18 protein-coding genes and 1 pseudogene are annotated in these 13661 nt (G+C 68.7%); 9 read left to right on the top strand and 10 right to left on the bottom strand.

Translation table 11 applies throughout. From position 1 onward, the window contains the following. Nucleotides 1–241 precede the first annotated feature (241 nt). A complete protein-coding gene (locus tag ABD357_RS06015) occupies nt 242–1090 on the top strand; it encodes a glycosyltransferase family 2 protein (protein ID WP_425584750.1) in 849 nt (282 codons plus the stop codon). A 143-nt stretch (nt 1091–1233) separates the two neighbouring features. Here the strand turns inward: ABD357_RS06015 and ABD357_RS06010 are convergent, their stop codons facing one another. The 6 genes and pseudogenes from ABD357_RS06010 to ABD357_RS05985 form a co-directional block, all read right to left on the bottom strand. Next, nucleotides 1234–2925, bottom strand: a complete 1692-nt coding sequence (locus ABD357_RS06010) for a bifunctional 3'-5' exonuclease/DNA polymerase (RefSeq protein WP_344387981.1) — start codon at nt 2923–2925, stop codon at nt 1234–1236. Between the two features lie 79 nt (nt 2926–3004). Further along, the gene (locus ABD357_RS06005; protein WP_344387980.1) at nt 3005–3739 is read right to left on the bottom strand and encodes a Clp protease N-terminal domain-containing protein; all 735 of its coding nucleotides are present in this window, start codon (nt 3737–3739) and stop codon (nt 3005–3007) included. A 77-nt stretch (nt 3740–3816) separates the two neighbouring features. Then, nucleotides 3817–4367, bottom strand: a pseudogene (locus ABD357_RS06000) (LysE family translocator). 106 nt (nt 4368–4473) lie between these two features. Next, nucleotides 4474–5103, bottom strand: a complete 630-nt coding sequence (locus ABD357_RS05995) for a TetR/AcrR family transcriptional regulator (protein ID WP_344387979.1) — start codon at nt 5101–5103, stop codon at nt 4474–4476. Nucleotides 5104–5210: 107 nt separating this feature from the next. Next, entirely contained in the window at nt 5211–5462 is a 252-nt protein-coding gene (locus ABD357_RS05990; protein WP_344387978.1) for a DUF397 domain-containing protein, read from the bottom strand. Beyond that, entirely contained in the window at nt 5459–6295 is an 837-nt protein-coding gene (locus ABD357_RS05985) for a helix-turn-helix domain-containing protein (RefSeq protein WP_344388031.1), read from the bottom strand. The genes ABD357_RS05990 and ABD357_RS05985 overlap by 4 nt, the downstream gene beginning before the upstream one ends. A gap of 134 nt (nt 6296–6429) precedes the next feature. Between ABD357_RS05985 and ABD357_RS05980 the strand changes: the two genes are divergently transcribed. Then, a complete protein-coding gene (locus ABD357_RS05980) occupies nt 6430–6867 on the top strand; it encodes a hypothetical protein (RefSeq protein ID WP_344387977.1) in 438 nt (145 codons plus the stop codon). A gap of 13 nt (nt 6868–6880) precedes the next feature. Then, nucleotides 6881–8014 carry a DUF2786 domain-containing protein gene (locus tag ABD357_RS05975; RefSeq protein ID WP_344387976.1) on the top strand — a complete coding sequence of 378 codons (1134 nt, stop codon included), beginning with the start codon at nt 6881–6883 and terminating at the stop codon, nt 8012–8014. A gap of 111 nt (nt 8015–8125) precedes the next feature. Here the strand turns inward: ABD357_RS05975 and ABD357_RS05970 are convergent, their stop codons facing one another. The 3 genes from ABD357_RS05970 to rpmB all read right to left on the bottom strand — a co-directional run bounded on the left by ABD357_RS05970 (nt 8126) and on the right by rpmB (nt 9268). Next, on the bottom strand, nt 8126–8650 hold the full coding sequence (locus ABD357_RS05970) for a hypothetical protein (RefSeq protein WP_344387975.1): 525 nt from the start codon (nt 8648–8650) through the stop codon (nt 8126–8128). 76 nt (nt 8651–8726) lie between these two features. Then, nucleotides 8727–9032 (bottom strand): 30S ribosomal protein S14, encoded by a 306-nt coding sequence (gene rpsN, locus ABD357_RS05965; protein WP_344387974.1) that lies wholly within the window; start codon nt 9030–9032, stop codon nt 8727–8729. Beyond that, nucleotides 9032–9268 carry a 50S ribosomal protein L28 gene (rpmB, locus tag ABD357_RS05960; protein WP_165338562.1) on the bottom strand — a complete coding sequence of 79 codons (237 nt, stop codon included), beginning with the start codon at nt 9266–9268 and terminating at the stop codon, nt 9032–9034. Before rpmB ends, rpsN begins: the two co-directional genes overlap by 1 nt. A gap of 72 nt (nt 9269–9340) precedes the next feature. Between rpmB and rpmG the strand changes: the two genes are divergently transcribed. The 5 genes from rpmG (at nt 9341) to ABD357_RS05935 (ending at nt 11736) form a co-directional block, all read left to right on the top strand. After that, on the top strand, nt 9341–9505 hold the full coding sequence (rpmG, locus tag ABD357_RS05955; RefSeq protein WP_344387972.1) for a 50S ribosomal protein L33: 165 nt from the start codon (nt 9341–9343) through the stop codon (nt 9503–9505). Between the two features lie 5 nt (nt 9506–9510). Beyond that, on the top strand, nt 9511–9765 hold the full coding sequence (locus ABD357_RS05950; RefSeq protein ID WP_344387970.1) for a type B 50S ribosomal protein L31: 255 nt from the start codon (nt 9511–9513) through the stop codon (nt 9763–9765). Further along, complete coding sequence (locus ABD357_RS05945) at nt 9765–10889, top strand: CobW family GTP-binding protein (RefSeq protein ID WP_344387969.1); 1125 nt, start codon at nt 9765–9767, stop codon at nt 10887–10889. Before ABD357_RS05950 ends, ABD357_RS05945 begins: the two co-directional genes overlap by 1 nt. Nucleotides 10890–10892: 3 nt before the next feature. Next, a complete protein-coding gene (gene rpsR / locus ABD357_RS05940; protein ID WP_344387968.1) occupies nt 10893–11126 on the top strand; it encodes a 30S ribosomal protein S18 in 234 nt (77 codons plus the stop codon). 388 nt (nt 11127–11514) lie between these two features. Beyond that, nucleotides 11515–11736, top strand: coding sequence for a DUF397 domain-containing protein (locus ABD357_RS05935; RefSeq protein ID WP_165266060.1), 222 nt, complete (start codon nt 11515–11517; stop codon nt 11734–11736). A gap of 66 nt (nt 11737–11802) precedes the next feature. Here the strand turns inward: ABD357_RS05935 and ABD357_RS05930 are convergent, their stop codons facing one another. After that, the gene (locus tag ABD357_RS05930) at nt 11803–12279 is read right to left on the bottom strand and encodes an ATP-binding protein (RefSeq protein ID WP_344387967.1); all 477 of its coding nucleotides are present in this window, start codon (nt 12277–12279) and stop codon (nt 11803–11805) included. A gap of 399 nt (nt 12280–12678) precedes the next feature. Here ABD357_RS05930 and ABD357_RS05925 point away from each other — a divergent pair, with 399 nt between their 5' ends. Continuing rightward, complete coding sequence (locus ABD357_RS05925) at nt 12679–13503, top strand: helix-turn-helix domain-containing protein (RefSeq protein ID WP_344388029.1); 825 nt, start codon at nt 12679–12681, stop codon at nt 13501–13503. Nucleotides 13504–13661: the final 158 nt, after the last annotated feature.

Below are 13661 nucleotides of genomic sequence, written 5' to 3'. Positions count from 1 at the left end.
AATGCGCCGAAGACCGTACGAAGGCTGCGCGAAGGCCGTATGCCGTGAGCGCATCTTCATCGCCGTACGTACCTCGAAGCGGAGCCCGGATTCCTGCCCGCTCCTGACCGCCGAAACAACCTCGAATCCAAGATGTACTTAAGACGTCCTTACCGTTAACGGCTAGCATCGTCCCCGTTGTCGAGTGAGTGGGGTGGGCGTCGTGTCGGTCGAACCGCGGATCGCTGTTGCCGTGGTGACCATGGGGAATCGGCCCGCAGAGGTCGAAGCGCTGCTGGTCTCGGTGGCCAAGCAGGACCTCCCGCCGGCAAGAGTCGTGATCGTGGGGAACGGCTGCCCTCTGCCCGAGTTCACCGGCCTTCCCTGCGAGGTCACCGCCATCGAGCTCGACGAGAACCTCGGCTGCCCTGGCGGCCGGAACGTCGCACTGCGGCGGCTGCGGGAGTTCGGCGACGTGGACGTCGTGGTCGAGCTGGACGACGACGGTCTGCTCGTCGACACCGATGTCCTCAGCAAGGTACGGGACTTGTACGCCGCCGATCCGCGCCTCGGCATCGTCGCCTTCCGCATCGCCGACGAGCACGGTGAGACGCAGCGGCGCCATGTGCCCCGGCTGGGCGCCAAGGACCCGCTGCGCGGCGGGCTCGTGACCGGCTTCCTCGGGGGCGCGCACGCTTTCTCGATGGAGATGCTCGCGCAGATCGGCGACTGGCCCGCGGAGTTCTTCTTCGCACACGAGGAGACCGACCTGGCATGGCGGGCCGCGGACGCCGGCTGGACCATCCGTTACGTCCCTGAACTGCTGCTCCAGCACCCCAAAACCTCTCCCGCCCGGCACGCCATCTACCACCGCGTCACCGCACGCAACCGCGTCTGGCTGACCCGGCGCCGGCTGCCCCTCCCGCTCATCCCCGTCCATCTGGGCGTGTGGATCGCGCTGACCCTCCTGCGTACGCGCTCCGTCGGCGGTCTGCGCGCCTGGTTCGGCGGCTTCGTGGAGGGCCTGCGGGAGCCGGGCGGCGAACGCCGGCCGATGCGCTGGCGCACCGTGTGGCATCTCGCAAGGCTGGGACGACCGCCGGTCATCTGAGGCCCGCCGACTTGGGCGGCCTTTGCGAAGTCCGGTGCGGTATCGCTCCGCTGGGAGGAGGGTGATGAAAGCGCAGGCCAGTGGGGGCTGGTCGCGCAGTTCCCCGCGCCCCTGTCGCTGCCTGCGACCCTTCAAGCGGGCGCTTACTTGGCATCGGCATAGCACTCCACCACCGCCGTCGTGAACGGAAACCGAACCGGTGTCTCGCCGAACGTCAGCCGGCCCGCCAGGTCCGCCGCCTCCCGTATCGCCGTGACCACCGTGTCCGCCTCCTCGGCCGGACAGTGCACGATCACCTCGTCGTGCTGGAAGAAGACCAGCTCGGCGGCCAGGTCCGCACAGCTGCGCCGGAGCGCGGCAAGCACCAGCAGAGCCCAGTCGGCGGCGCTGCCCTGGACGACGAAGTTACGGGCGAAGCGGCCACGCGCGCGGGAGTTGGTGGACGCGTAACCCGGCACCCACTCGTCGGCGTCGGAGGCTGCTTCCACGGACTCGTCCTGCGGAATCCCCGCCTCCTCGGCCGAGTCGGCGGCGCCCACCGCCGGAGGACAGGTCCGCCCCAGCCACGTACGCACGAGCCGTCCCTCCTCGCCCGCCCGCGCCGCCTCGTCCACGTACGCCACGGCCCTGGGGAAGCGGCGGCGCAGTGCGGCGAGGTTCTTGAGGCCGTCTCCGGAGGTCTGCCCGTACACCGCGCCGAGCACCGCGAGCTTCGCCTGGTCGCGGTTGCCGGAGAAGGCGCGGTCGGAGACGGACTGGTAGAGGTCGGTCTCCCGCCCCGCGACCTCCATCAGGCCCGGGTCCCGCGAGATCGCGGCCAGTACGCGCGGCTCCATCTGGTCGGCGTCCGCCACGACGAGCCGCCAGCCCGGGTCGGCGATCACGGCGCGACGGATCACCTTGGGGATCTGCAGCGCGCCGCCGCCATTGGTCACCCAGCGCCCGGTGACCGTCCCGCCCGGCAGGTACTCCGGCCGGAACCGTCCGTCCCGCACCCAGTCCTGCAGCCATGACCAGCCATGGGCGACCCAGATGCGGTACAGCGTCTTGTACTCCAGCAGCGGCTTCACCGCCGGATGGTCGACGGCTTCGATCTCCCACCGACGCGTGGACTTCACCTTGATCCCGGCCTGCGCGAAGGCCTTCACCACGTCGGCGGGCAGATCGGGCCGCACCCGGCGCCCGAACGCGGCCGACACCTCGTCCGTCAGCTCGGCAAGGCGCTTGGGCTCGCCCCCGCCCGCATACCGCTCGCCGAGCAGTTCGTGCAGCACCTCGCGGTGCACGCTCGCGCTCCACGGCAGTCCCGACGCGTTCATCTCGCCGGCCACCAGCGTGCCCGCCGACTCGGCGGCGGTCAGCAGCCGCGTCCTGTCGGGGTGCGCGGTCGCGTCGTGCCGTCGCTGCTGATCGGCGTACACCTCTATGAGCTGTTCCAGCGGTACGTGTACGGGGCGCGGCTCGAACAGGGAGGACTGGGAGCCCGGTTCGGCGGAACGCTGCGGTGGATCCGGCGGAACGGGGCCGCCGCGCAGCCTCGCCAGCGCGGCTGCCGCCGACCGGGGCTCACCGAGTCGCCCCTCGTGGCCGAGCAGGAGGTTCTCGGCCACCTCGATGTCGTAGCACCGCTCTACGCGGACACCTGCGTCGAGGAGCCGGGGGTACACCTCACCCGTTGCCCGCCACACCCAGCGGGCGACCTGCGGCCGGGTGCGCACGGCCGCGACGAGGTCCGGCTCCTTCACGACCGGCCCCGTGGGCAGCCCGTCGGAGCCGAGGGGGGCGAGCTCGGCTCCGCCCTCCTCGGCCGGCGCGAGAGCCCACCGGTCGCTCATGACGGCGAGTCTCGCAGGCGGCTCTGACAACAGGGTCGGGCAAGCCCGTGACCTGCGCTTTCAGCCCTGGTTCAGTCCCTCACGCTTCATCCTTGAGGGCCTCCGCCACCTTCTCCAGCATCTTCACGATGCCGGCCTCGGCCGCCGTCTTGTCCAGGCCCAGTCCGCTGAGCAGGCCCGTGCCGCCCTCGTGCTCCAGCAGCGCGAGCAGGATGTGTTCCGTGCCGATGTAGTTGTGGCCGAGCCGGAGGGCTTCGCGGAAGGTGAGTTCGAGGACCTTCTTGGCGTTGCTGTCGAAGGGGATGAGTGCGGGCACGTCCTCGGCGCGCGGCGGCAGGGCGGCGGTCGCGGCCTCGCGCACGGCGTCCAGGGTGACGCCCTGCGCGGTGATGGCCTTCGCCCCGAGGCCCTCCGGCTCGGCGAGCAGGCCGAGAATCAGGTGCTCGGTGCGGATCTGGTCGTTGCCCGCGGTCTTGGCCTCGTTCTGGGAGACGATCACCACGTTCCTGGCCCGTGGCGTGTAGCGGCTGAAGCCCTGGCTGGGGTCGAGGTCCGACTCGCCCTTCGGCACGAACCGCTTCTGGGCGGCCTGCCGGGTGACCCCCATGCTCCTGCCGATGTCCGTCCAGGACGCGCCCGAACGCCGGGCCTGGTCCACGAAGTGACCGATCAGGTGATCGGCCACGTCGCCGAGGTGATCCGCGGCGATCACCGCGTCCTGGAGCTGGTCGAGCGCGTCGGTGTGGACCTTCTTGATGGCTTCGATGAGGTCGTCGAGACGTACGGATGCCGTGGCAGCTGAGTTCTCGGTCATGCGTCAACCGTAGGTTGACAGCACGAGGGTGTCAACCTTGGGTTGACGGTGAACGCGTGACCGCTTCCCGAAGCCCGCTACTTCGGTGAAGCCACAAGCAGTCGGACCGCGAGTCCCGTGAAGACCGTTCCGCTGAAGATGTTCAGGCCCCGGGCCACCCGGCGGCTGCGGCGCAGCACGTTGGAGAGGCGCCCGGAGAGCAGGCCGACCGAGGCGTCGAAGGCGAATGAAACGCCACGTTGAAGAGAATCACCTTCCGGTTGAGAAGGTTGGTGACCGCGCCTTGCCAGAAAGCCCGCCGCCGGCCAGGACCGAGGGTGCCGCCCTCCTCGACGAGTACGGAGCGGTCTCGGAACGCCTTGACCGCGAGGTAGAGGAGATACGCCGCTCCCACCCAGCGAAGTACGTGGTAGAGGGTCGGGAGGGTGCTGAACAGCGCTGAGAGCCCCAGCATCGCGGCCACGGCATGCACCAGCATCGCGAAGGCCACCCCGGCAGCCGCCATCACCCCCGCGACCGGGCCACCACGGCCGCCCATCGCCACGATGAACATCATGTCGGGCCCTGGACTCACGACCAACGCGAGTGCGGCAACCAGAAACGCTGCGTAGAGGGAAGTGTCGACCATGCGTGCATGCTTTGCGCCGCCGCTACGGGACGCGACCGAATTTCGGGACTGAGACGGGTTGCCTCCGGCGGTCGGGGCGGCGGGTTCGGCACCACGGGAAGCCGGTCTACGAGATGCTGCGGGGGTTGTGTGAGGACCGCTCGGCCTCGTCGGAACAGTCGGAGCAGGCCGGGGTGAGGCCCAGGCAGGCGTGCAGGGTCGTACTCAGGCGGGCGTTGAGGCGTTCCCGGTCGGAGGGGTCGTCCGACGGAGGCGGTACGAGGGCGAAGGGTGCCGCCACGGTGAACAGGGCGCGGGCCGTGGTCGAGTGGTCCGTGCCGGGGCGCCACTCGTAGAGGCGGGCCTGCACCCAGTACAGGGCTCGTGTGTGCAGTGCGGTGGCCGGTCTCGCCAGGGCGGTGAGGAGGAGGTCGGGGCTGGTACGCGCGGTCGCGTGCGTCACGGGGTGCTCGCGCAGCAGCCGGGCCGCGCGCACGATCTGCGCCGGTACTCGGCAGGACGGCGGCAGCCTGGCGCCCGTGTCGCTCGCCACGTACAGCAGCCGGTCCAGTTCAGCCTCACATGCTTCCCGGATCAGGACCTGGAAGTCCGGCCAGTTCCGGTACAGATACTGGCGGTTGGTGGCGGCCCGCCGTGCGACCTCCGCGAGGGGCGGACGGTGCGGGCCGTGCTCGGCCAGCGTGGCGAGCACGGCTCGGTAGACGGTGCCCATTCCCGGCGGCGCGTGGATGCTCATGGGGTCAGCCTGCCGTGACGATGGCGGGACCGTCCCCGGACTGGCTGCGGCTCACTCGGAGGGGAAGGGGTGTGTGCGCGGAAATGTGACAGGTCGGGGTGCGGGTGTCACATTTCCGCGGGGAGGGTGGTGAGGAGGGCGGTCCAGGCTTCGCCGGAGACGGTGAGTGTGGGGCCGCCGGCGTTCTTGGAGTCGCGGATGTGGATGGTGGTGGCGTGGGGGCAGCTGGCCATCTCGACGCATTCGCCGCCACTGGCGCTGCTGTACGTCGACTTGCGCCAGTCGTAGGCGACTTCGAGGCACTCTCCGCCACTGCCGCTGCTGTAGCTGGACTTGAACCACCGAAGTGTGCCGCTCATTCCCGTTCTCCTGCCAACCGCTCGATGAGGCCCAGCGATTCACGAGGGCCCAGGGCCTGTGAGCGGATCTTCGCATAACGCTGGGAGTATGTCGTCACCTTTGCGGGGTCGCTGACGAGGAGGCTTTCGTCCTGGGGCTCCAGGTAGACGAGGTGCTCGTGCTCGGGGGTTTCCACAAGCGTCATGTCGCCGTGGTTGCCGAAGTGTTCGCCGCCGATGCCGCAGTCCATCGGCAGTACTTGGAGCGTCACGTTGCGATGCCTGGAGCACTCGGCGAGGTGCAGGAGCTGCCCACGCATGATCTTGCTGCTGCCGATGGTGCGCCGCAACGCGGATTCCTCAACGACCAGTTCGATCAGCGCTGTTGGATCACGGTCGAAGAGTGCCCGCCGCACCAACCGGGCCTCGACCAGCTCTTCGATGCGTTCCTCCTTGCGGGGCGGATAGCTGCCGTCGATCAGCACGCGGGCGTACTCCTCGGTCTGGAAGAGGCCGTGAACCACGAACGTCACGTACGTCGAGAGCGTCAGCGCACGCTGCTCCAGCAGCACGTAGTTCTTGAACTGCGCCGGGTACTTCTCCAGCCGCATCAACGCCCGCGCCTTCTCGAACACCCCCAACCCGCCCCCAAGCACCTCCTCCAGCTTGAGGAGCATCTGATCACTCGCCGGCTGCGCGCACGTCTCCATTGCGCTCACCGCCGCCGCCGTGTACCCGATCAGCTTCCCCAACTGCTCCTGTGAAAGCCCCTGTTGCTCGCGCAACGCCTTCGCCAGGGCGGCCACCATGCGCGCCGTACCGCCCGCTTCCGTCTTGTTCTCCGCCCGCGCCATCGCGGTCACCCCCGCACTCAACCGAAACCAACCGGTCCCAACTCGCCACCACCTGCTCCTGACCGTGGCCTACCGTGGCCGACCGGCAACGCAAAGTCATGGAAACGCTAGCTCCGCCTACGCAAACTGTCCGCATGAATACGCAAAGTGACGAGGTAAACCTCGACGAACCCCCACTCGACCCCGAAATCCCCGACTGGATCCCCGCCCGGGGCATCCAACTCCGCAAAGCAGGCGTCCAGTTCGAGGCCGTACGCGTAGACGGCGACGAAGGCCGAGCCCTCGCCGACCGCCTCGCGCGGATGACGGGCGGCAACCCCGGCCCGGTGGTCGAGGAAGCCAACGGAAGGCGCGCGGTCTACTTCCTCGTGCCGGTCGGCAGCACTTCCTACCGCTCCTGGCCCGACGGCGTCACCCGTCTCACCGCAGGCCCGAACCGTGTCTCGTACATCCCGGTCCCCGCCCTCAACGGCCTCACCTGGCCCCTGACCTGGCGTTATCGGCCGACGACCCCCGACCGCCTCGTACACGCGCTGCTCCTGCGGGGCGCCCTGCATCCCGAAGAGCCGTGACACGATCGAACACGTGAGTACGAGTACGCCGGGCACCGTGGACCGCGCCTTCAAAACCGCCCTATACGCCGACACCGACACGACCCTCGACACGGCCGCATCCCTGCTCGCCGCCGACCCCTCGGCAGACGCCGAACTCGCCCTACGCGGCGAGGAGTTCATCGCCACGGCCTGGCGGCGCGGCTGGCAGCCCGCCGACGTCGTACGGATCGTGCGACGCGAGCTGGACGAGACGCACGTACGCCTGGTGTCGGGCCTGATCCTCGGGTCGGAGGCCCGCCAGAAGCAGCCGCGCGGACGCCGATGGGCGGCCCAACTCGAAGACCTGGACCCCAGCACCGTACGAACGGACCGCTTCTCTCACGCGACCGCCGTACTGGAGCTGTACCGGCTACTCCTCCGCCTGCCATCCCTCGAACCGCTCGACGGCCCGACTGCCAGGCCACCCCACAAGACACCGGGGGAGCGGCAGGCGCCCGAGTCCCGCATACTCCCCCGTATCCGTGCCCTGCTCGCCAAGGCGGAGGCCACCGGTTTCCCGGAGGAGGCGGAGGCGCTCACCGGCAAGGCGCAGGAGCTGATGGCGCGGCACAGCATCGACGAGGCCCTGCTCGCGGCGCGTACGCCCGCCGCCGACGCGCCCGGCGCGTGCCGGATCGGGATCGACCCGCCGTACGAGACGGCCCAGGCCACCCTCCTCGACGCGGTCGCCGCCGCGAACCGCTGCCGCGCCGTGTGGAACGAAGCCCTCGGCTTCTCCACGGTGGTCGGCTTCGAGCCGGATCTGGAGGCGGTCGAACTCCTCCACACCTCACTGCTCGTGCAGGCCACCGCCGCGATGACGAAGGCGGAGGCAGCCGCCCGCGCCTCCGGCCGCCGCCGTACGAAGACCTTCCGGCAGTCGTTCCTGGCGGCGTACGCCCACCGCATCGCCACCCGTCTGACGTCCGCTGCCGAAACCCAGGTGACCGAGGACCTCCTGCCGGTCCTCGCCACCCGCGAGGCCGCGGTCACCGACCGAACGGACCGGCTGTTCCCGGAGACGACCACGACCCGCCTGCGCGGCGTCAACGACGCGGCAGGCTGGACCCTGGGCGCGGAGGCCGCGGACCGCGCCCAGGTCGAACGACATCAGCAGCCGCCCTGACCGCACCCGGAAAACCACATCAGGCCCCCGGAAACCGCAGCCCGGAAATGCCGAACGGCCCGCAGAACCAGATGGATTCCACGGACCGCCGGCCGGCATCGGAAGAAGAACTCAGGACCCCAAGCTCGCCGTGGGCAACCCCTCAGGCCACTTCCCGTCCTCCGACCGCGTGTACGTCTCCTCGCCGAACCCCTCCCATGTCACTTTCATGGTCGAGGAGTTGACGGAGTCGATCACACCCTGGCCCCGGTCCTTGTTGCCGTCGGTGCACTGCAGGGTGATCTTCTGCTCGCCCGACGTCTCCCGGGTGGTCCCACTGCACACGGACCCGCCCGTCGAGAACATCGCGACCTTCGCACCGTCGATCATCAACGCGACGAGCTTGCCCTCCTTCGAGGTGACCCAGCTGCCTTCCGCCCCGTCGGCCTCGGCCGCACCCCCACCGGAGCTGCCGCCGGAGCCCCCGCCGGCGTCGGCGGAGCTCGCCGCCGCGCTCGGCTGAGGCGAGGAGGCCTCGTCCCCAGCTGTGTTCCCGTCGGAATCACCGCTGCACCCGGTCAGGACGAGCGCGGCAGCCAGCCCCGCCGCCACGGACGCGAACCGCGCCTGCCTGCGCGAGAAGGTCGCCGAAGTCACTGAAGCCCCCAAGGGTCTGGCCAAAGAAGTGGTCGCTGTAACGACCGCAAGCTACCAGTGCGTATACCAGGGCCGTCTACCAGGACGATTTGCGGACCCCGGGGAGAAAGCCCGCGTGCGCCTGCTTACGCAGATTCACCCGCGAGAGCCCGAAGGTGCGCAGGTACCCGCGCGGCCGTCCGTCCACACTGTCCCGGTTGCGTACGCGCGTGGGGCTGGCGTCGCGCGGCTGCCTGCGCAGTTCCTCCTGGGCGGCGAGCTTCTCGGCCGCCGAGGAGGACGGCCTGCGGATGATCTCCTTGAGCTCGGCACGGCGGGCCGCGTACCGCGCGACGATCTCCTGGCGCTTCTCGTTCTTCGCGATCTTGCTCTTCTTCGCCATCAGACCTTCACCCCACGGGCACGAATCCTGGCCACGGCCGCCTCGATGCCGATCGTGTCCACGGTCTTGATCCCCTTCGTGCTGAGCTTCAGCCGTACGTGCCTGCCCTCGCTCGGCAGCCAGTAGCGCTTGCTCTGGATGTTGGGGTCGAAGCGGCGGGACGTACGCCGATGGGAGTGGGAAATGGTGTTGCCGAAGCCGGGTTGGGCTCCGGTCAGCATGCAGTGGGCGGACATGGTGACGTACCTCTCTGGTTTCTCTCTGACTAGCGTTATTGGAAACGGGATCCGTTTTCATATACTAGCCACATGGCACGCAACGAACTCCGTCCGGTCATCAAGCTCCGGTCCACGGCCGGGACCGGCTACACGTACGTCACGCGCAAGAACCGGCGTAACGACCCCGACCGGATGACCCTGCGCAAGTACGACCCGATCGTGGGCCGCCACGTCGACTTCCGAGAGGAGCGCTGATCCCGATGCGTGAGGGGATTCACCCGGCGTACGGCCCTGTCGTCTTCCGCGACCGTGCCGCCAACCACGCCTTCCTGACCCGCTCGACCATGACGAGCGAGAAGACGATCGAGTGGGAGGACGGCAACACCTACCCGGTTGTCGACGTCGAGATCTCGAACGTCAGCCACCCCTTCTACACGGGCACGGCCCGCGTGCTGGACACGGCGGGACGCGTGGAGCGCTTCGAGAAGCGGTACGGGAAGCGCGAGGCCGGCTGATGCTGTCCGTCGCCATCGTCGGCGGACTGCACGCCGATGCGCGCAAGGCGGCCGTCGACCGGCTGCTCGCCGATGTCCCGGGGGCCGTCGCGCTGCACCACGATCTCGCAACGGCCGTGCAGGGCACGGTCGTTCGGACGATCCGCAACAGCGGCGGCCCTGTGTCGATCGGTGAGGCGCCGCTCGTCAACGACTGCGCCTGCTGCGCGCTGCGCGAGGACCTGGTGCCCGAGCTGGAGCGGCTCGCGGAGGACGGGACGACCCGGCTCGCGGTCGTCGAGTTGTGGGAGTCCGTCGAGCCCAAGGCGATGGCCGAGGTGGTCGCGGGCGCCGGGCTCCGGCTGACCGGCGTGATCACGGCGGTCGACCCCGCGCTGGTCCTGCCCTATCTCGGCAACGGTGACGACCTCTCGGAGGCGGGCCTCGCCGCTGCCGCCACCGACCAGCGCACCATCGCCGACACGTTCGCACGTCAGCTGGAGTACGCGCCCGTGCTCGCCGTCGCCGAATCCGACGAGGCCGATGACGAGGACCGGGCGCTGCTCGCCCAGCTCCATCCGACCGCCCGCCAGGTCCCGCTCGGCCACGGTGACTTGGCGGGTGCCGCGCTGGCCGGCTTCGACGTGGAAGCCGCCGCTGCCGCCCAGCACCCGGCCTGTGCACTGCTGCCGGCCGAGGCCGACGAGTGCGGCGTCTCCACCCTCGTATGGACGCGTCGGCGTCCCTTCCATCCGGAGCGGCTGTATGCGGCGCTGGAGGACCTGACCTGCGCGGCGGCCCGCAGTCGCGGCCGGTTCTGGCTCGCCGACCGGCCCGACACCCTGTTGCACTGGGACGCGGCCGGAGGTGCCCTGTGCGTCGAGAACGCGGGCCCCTGGCTGGCCTCACTGCCGGACGCGGCCTGGGAGATGGTGCCGCCGGTGCGCCGCGCCGCAGCGGCCCTCGACTGGCACCCGGAGCACGGCGACTGCTGCCAGCACCTGGTCTTCACGTCGCCTGGCCTGGACCGCGACGGCCTTGAACGGCTCCTCGAATCCTGCCTGTTGACCGAGGCGGAGTACGCAGCGGGGCGCACCGCCTGGAAACAGCTCCCGCCCGCCTTCGACACCCTCCTGGAGGTCTGACCCATGCCCCGCAAGCCCGACCGCAAGCCCCAGAAGTCCCGCCCCAACCCGCTGGACGCGGCCAAAATCACGTACATCGACTACAAGGACACCGACCTGCTGCGGAAGTTCATCTCGGACCGGGGCAAGATCCGCAGCCGCCGGGTCACCCGGGTTTCTTCCCAGCAGCAGCGCCAGTTGGCGCGCGCGATCAAGAACGCACGGGAGATGGCGTTGTTGCCGTACGCGTCACGGTAGCCACGCGCCACCCCAGTGGCCCTCCACCAGCGGTGTTCATGCCCTCGGTGGGGGGCCGCTGTCGTTGACGGGCAGTCAGTTCGGCGGCCGTTCAATGGAACACAAACCGTGCGGGATACGTCTGTTCTTACAGCACGAGGGATTCGACCAGTACGGGGCCGGAGGCCGCATGCGATGCGAACTCCGGGGCAGGCGCTGGAGCGGCTGTCAACGTGTGAGGCGTGCGTGGGCGCTGTAACCGCAGGACCACCGCGCGTGCACGTGCATCTGCCCATGCATCCGCACGTGAAGAGGGCTATGATCCGGGTCAGTTGACCATCGCATCACTGGCACCAAGACGCCACTGCGCCACCGGGAGCGACCTGTGGACCACGACGTGTACAACGGCATGGCTGCCACGGAGCTGTACGGGGTGGCCTGGCAGAAGAGCAGACACAGCAACTCGCAGGGCTCCTGCGTGGAGTTCGCCCGGCTGCCCGGAGGCGAGGTGGCGGTGCGCAACTCGCGCTTCCCGGACGGGCCCGCGCTCGTCTACACGCGCGCCGAGATCGAGGCCATGCTCCTGGGCATCAAGGACGGCGAGTTCGACCACCTGGTGGCAGGCAACTGAGGGCTGTCGCCACATTGCGCACCGTAACGCGCGTAGAACCGCGGCGCGAAAAAGCGCCGCGGTTCATCAGCCGGCCGAATGGAGCCGGAACAGTGCCCATACGACCTTGCCGTTGAGCGTGCCCGCGAGCGGGTGCCACCCCCAGCTGTCGGCGAACGAGTCCACCAGGAACAGTCCGCGCCCCGACTCCGCCGAGAAGTCGTCCGAGTCGCGCGCCACCGGACTGTCGTGACTGGGGTCGCGCACGGCGCACACGAGTCTCCCGGTCCAGTGCATCAAGTGCAGCCGCACGGGCGGACCGAACTCGGGCCCACGTGGGGTGTCCGAGGGCAGCGCGTGCCGCAGCGCGTTGGTGACGAGTTCCGAGACCACCAGGCACACATCGTCGAAGCGGTCGCCTATGTCCCACTCGTCCAGAGTTCCGCGCGTAAACTTCCGTGCGTCGCGCACCGCTTCGTAGCGGGCGGGCAGAGCACAAGAAGCGGCGTTGGACACGGCCGCGGGATCCAGTGGCGGAAGCCCCTGCCGTAACGGCTCGAGCATGGTCGATCCATTCGTCCCCATGCGAGGCACTCCCGGGAATTCGCGGCGGTTGCGATGCAGCGGTGGTGCGGGACCATGGTTCCGAATGCGTACGGCAGATGCAAGGGCAGATGCACGTGCACGCGCCTGAATTGGACCTTGACGTACCACTTCTTGCTCATTTTTTCCGCCAACTTCCCGCTGTCTTTCTGCCTCTGAACTCCCTCTGGCCTCTTTTTGATCTCCCTCTGGCCGGTCTTCTCCTTGTCAGTTCCTGTCCAACCGCCCTGGAGGTCTTGCCGTTTGTGTAACCGAACGAGTACACCGTGGAGTGATTTAGTGGCAGACTGCGGCCCCTGAAGACGGTTGGGGAGGCTGACGAACGTGAGTGCGCAAGAGTCGGGATCGGTGGTACGACGCATGCTGCTCGGCTCGCAACTCAGGCGGCTGCGGGAGTCGCGCGGGATCACCCGGGAAGCGGCGGGGTACTCCATCCGTGCCTCCGAGTCGAAGATCAGCCGTATGGAGTTGGGGAGGGTGAGCTTCAAAACGCGTGACGTCGAGGATCTGTTGACGCTGTACGGCATCACCGACGAGACGGAGCGCAACTCACTGCTCTCCCTCGCCAAGGAGGCCAACGTCGCGGGCTGGTGGCACAGTTACTCGGATGTGCTGCCCACCTGGTTCCCGACCTACGTCGGCCTGGAGGGCGCCGCGTCCCTGATCCGGTCGTACGAAGTGCAGTTCGTGCACGGCCTGTTGCAGACCGAGGCGTACGCGCACGCGGTCGTCGAGCGCGGCATGAAGAACGCCAGCGTGTCCGACATCGACAAGCGCGTGGCGCTGCGCATGGAGCGCCAGAAGTACCTGGTGTCCGAGAACGCCCCGGACTTCCATGTGGTACTCGACGAAGCGGCACTGCGACGCCCGTACGGCGACCGGGAAGTGATGCGAGGTCAGCTTCAGCATCTGATCGAGATCTCCGAGCGGCCGAACGTACGACTTCAGGTCATGCCGTTCAGCTTCGGCGGGCATGCCGGCGAGAGCGGGGCCTTCACGGTGCTCACCTTCCCCGAGTCCGATCTGTCCGACGTGGTCTATCTGGAGCAGCTCACCAGCGCCCTGTATCTGGACAAGCAGGAAGACGTCACGCAGTACGAGAAGGCGATGCAGCAGCTCCAGGACGACAGTCCGGGGCCGAACGAGAGCCGGGACGTGCTGCGGGGCCTGCTGCAACTGTCCTGAAAGTCTTCACGGGTTCTCCCTGAGAGTTCTCCAAGACCCTTCAAGTCACGCTCAAGTCCCTTTAAACACAAGTACGATGACGTGTGATCAGACCTTGACACGGATCGGGTGTCTGCGGGTGTCTGCCATGGGCGGGATCCGCCCCGGCAGTAAGGGAT

The organism is Streptomyces vastus, assembly GCF_039532825.1.
Taxonomy (GTDB): domain Bacteria; phylum Actinomycetota; class Actinomycetes; order Streptomycetales; family Streptomycetaceae; genus Streptomyces; species Streptomyces vastus.
This window is presented reverse-complemented; position numbering and strand designations above follow the sequence as displayed.

Coding starts and splice junctions, on each gene's coding strand:
- ABD357_RS06015 (WP_425584750.1), top strand. CDS start 242: ATGGGGAATCGGCCCGCAGAGGTCGAAGCGCTGCTGGTCTCGGTGGCC.
- ABD357_RS06010 (WP_344387981.1), bottom strand. CDS start 2,925: ATGAGCGACCGGTGGGCTCTCGCGCCGGCCGAGGAGGGCGGAGCCGAG.
- ABD357_RS06005 (WP_344387980.1), bottom strand. CDS start 3,739: ATGACCGAGAACTCAGCTGCCACGGCATCCGTACGTCTCGACGACCTC.
- ABD357_RS05995 (WP_344387979.1), bottom strand. CDS start 5,103: ATGAGCATCCACGCGCCGCCGGGAATGGGCACCGTCTACCGAGCCGTG.
- ABD357_RS05990 (WP_344387978.1), bottom strand. CDS start 5,462: ATGAGCGGCACACTTCGGTGGTTCAAGTCCAGCTACAGCAGCGGCAGT.
- ABD357_RS05985 (WP_344388031.1), bottom strand. CDS start 6,295: ATGGCGCGGGCGGAGAACAAGACGGAAGCGGGCGGTACGGCGCGCATG.
- ABD357_RS05980 (WP_344387977.1), top strand. CDS start 6,430: ATGAATACGCAAAGTGACGAGGTAAACCTCGACGAACCCCCACTCGAC.
- rpsN (WP_344387974.1), bottom strand. CDS start 9,032: ATGGCGAAGAAGAGCAAGATCGCGAAGAACGAGAAGCGCCAGGAGATC.
- rpmB (WP_165338562.1), bottom strand. CDS start 9,268: ATGTCCGCCCACTGCATGCTGACCGGAGCCCAACCCGGCTTCGGCAAC.
- rpmG (WP_344387972.1), top strand. CDS start 9,341: ATGGCACGCAACGAACTCCGTCCGGTCATCAAGCTCCGGTCCACGGCC.
- ABD357_RS05950 (WP_344387970.1), top strand. CDS start 9,511: ATGCGTGAGGGGATTCACCCGGCGTACGGCCCTGTCGTCTTCCGCGAC.
- ABD357_RS05945 (WP_344387969.1), top strand. CDS start 9,765: ATGCTGTCCGTCGCCATCGTCGGCGGACTGCACGCCGATGCGCGCAAG.
- rpsR (WP_344387968.1), top strand. CDS start 10,893: ATGCCCCGCAAGCCCGACCGCAAGCCCCAGAAGTCCCGCCCCAACCCG.
- ABD357_RS05935 (WP_165266060.1), top strand. CDS start 11,515: ATGGCTGCCACGGAGCTGTACGGGGTGGCCTGGCAGAAGAGCAGACAC.
- ABD357_RS05930 (WP_344387967.1), bottom strand. CDS start 12,279: ATGCTCGAGCCGTTACGGCAGGGGCTTCCGCCACTGGATCCCGCGGCC.
- ABD357_RS05925 (WP_344388029.1), top strand. CDS start 12,679: ATGCTGCTCGGCTCGCAACTCAGGCGGCTGCGGGAGTCGCGCGGGATC.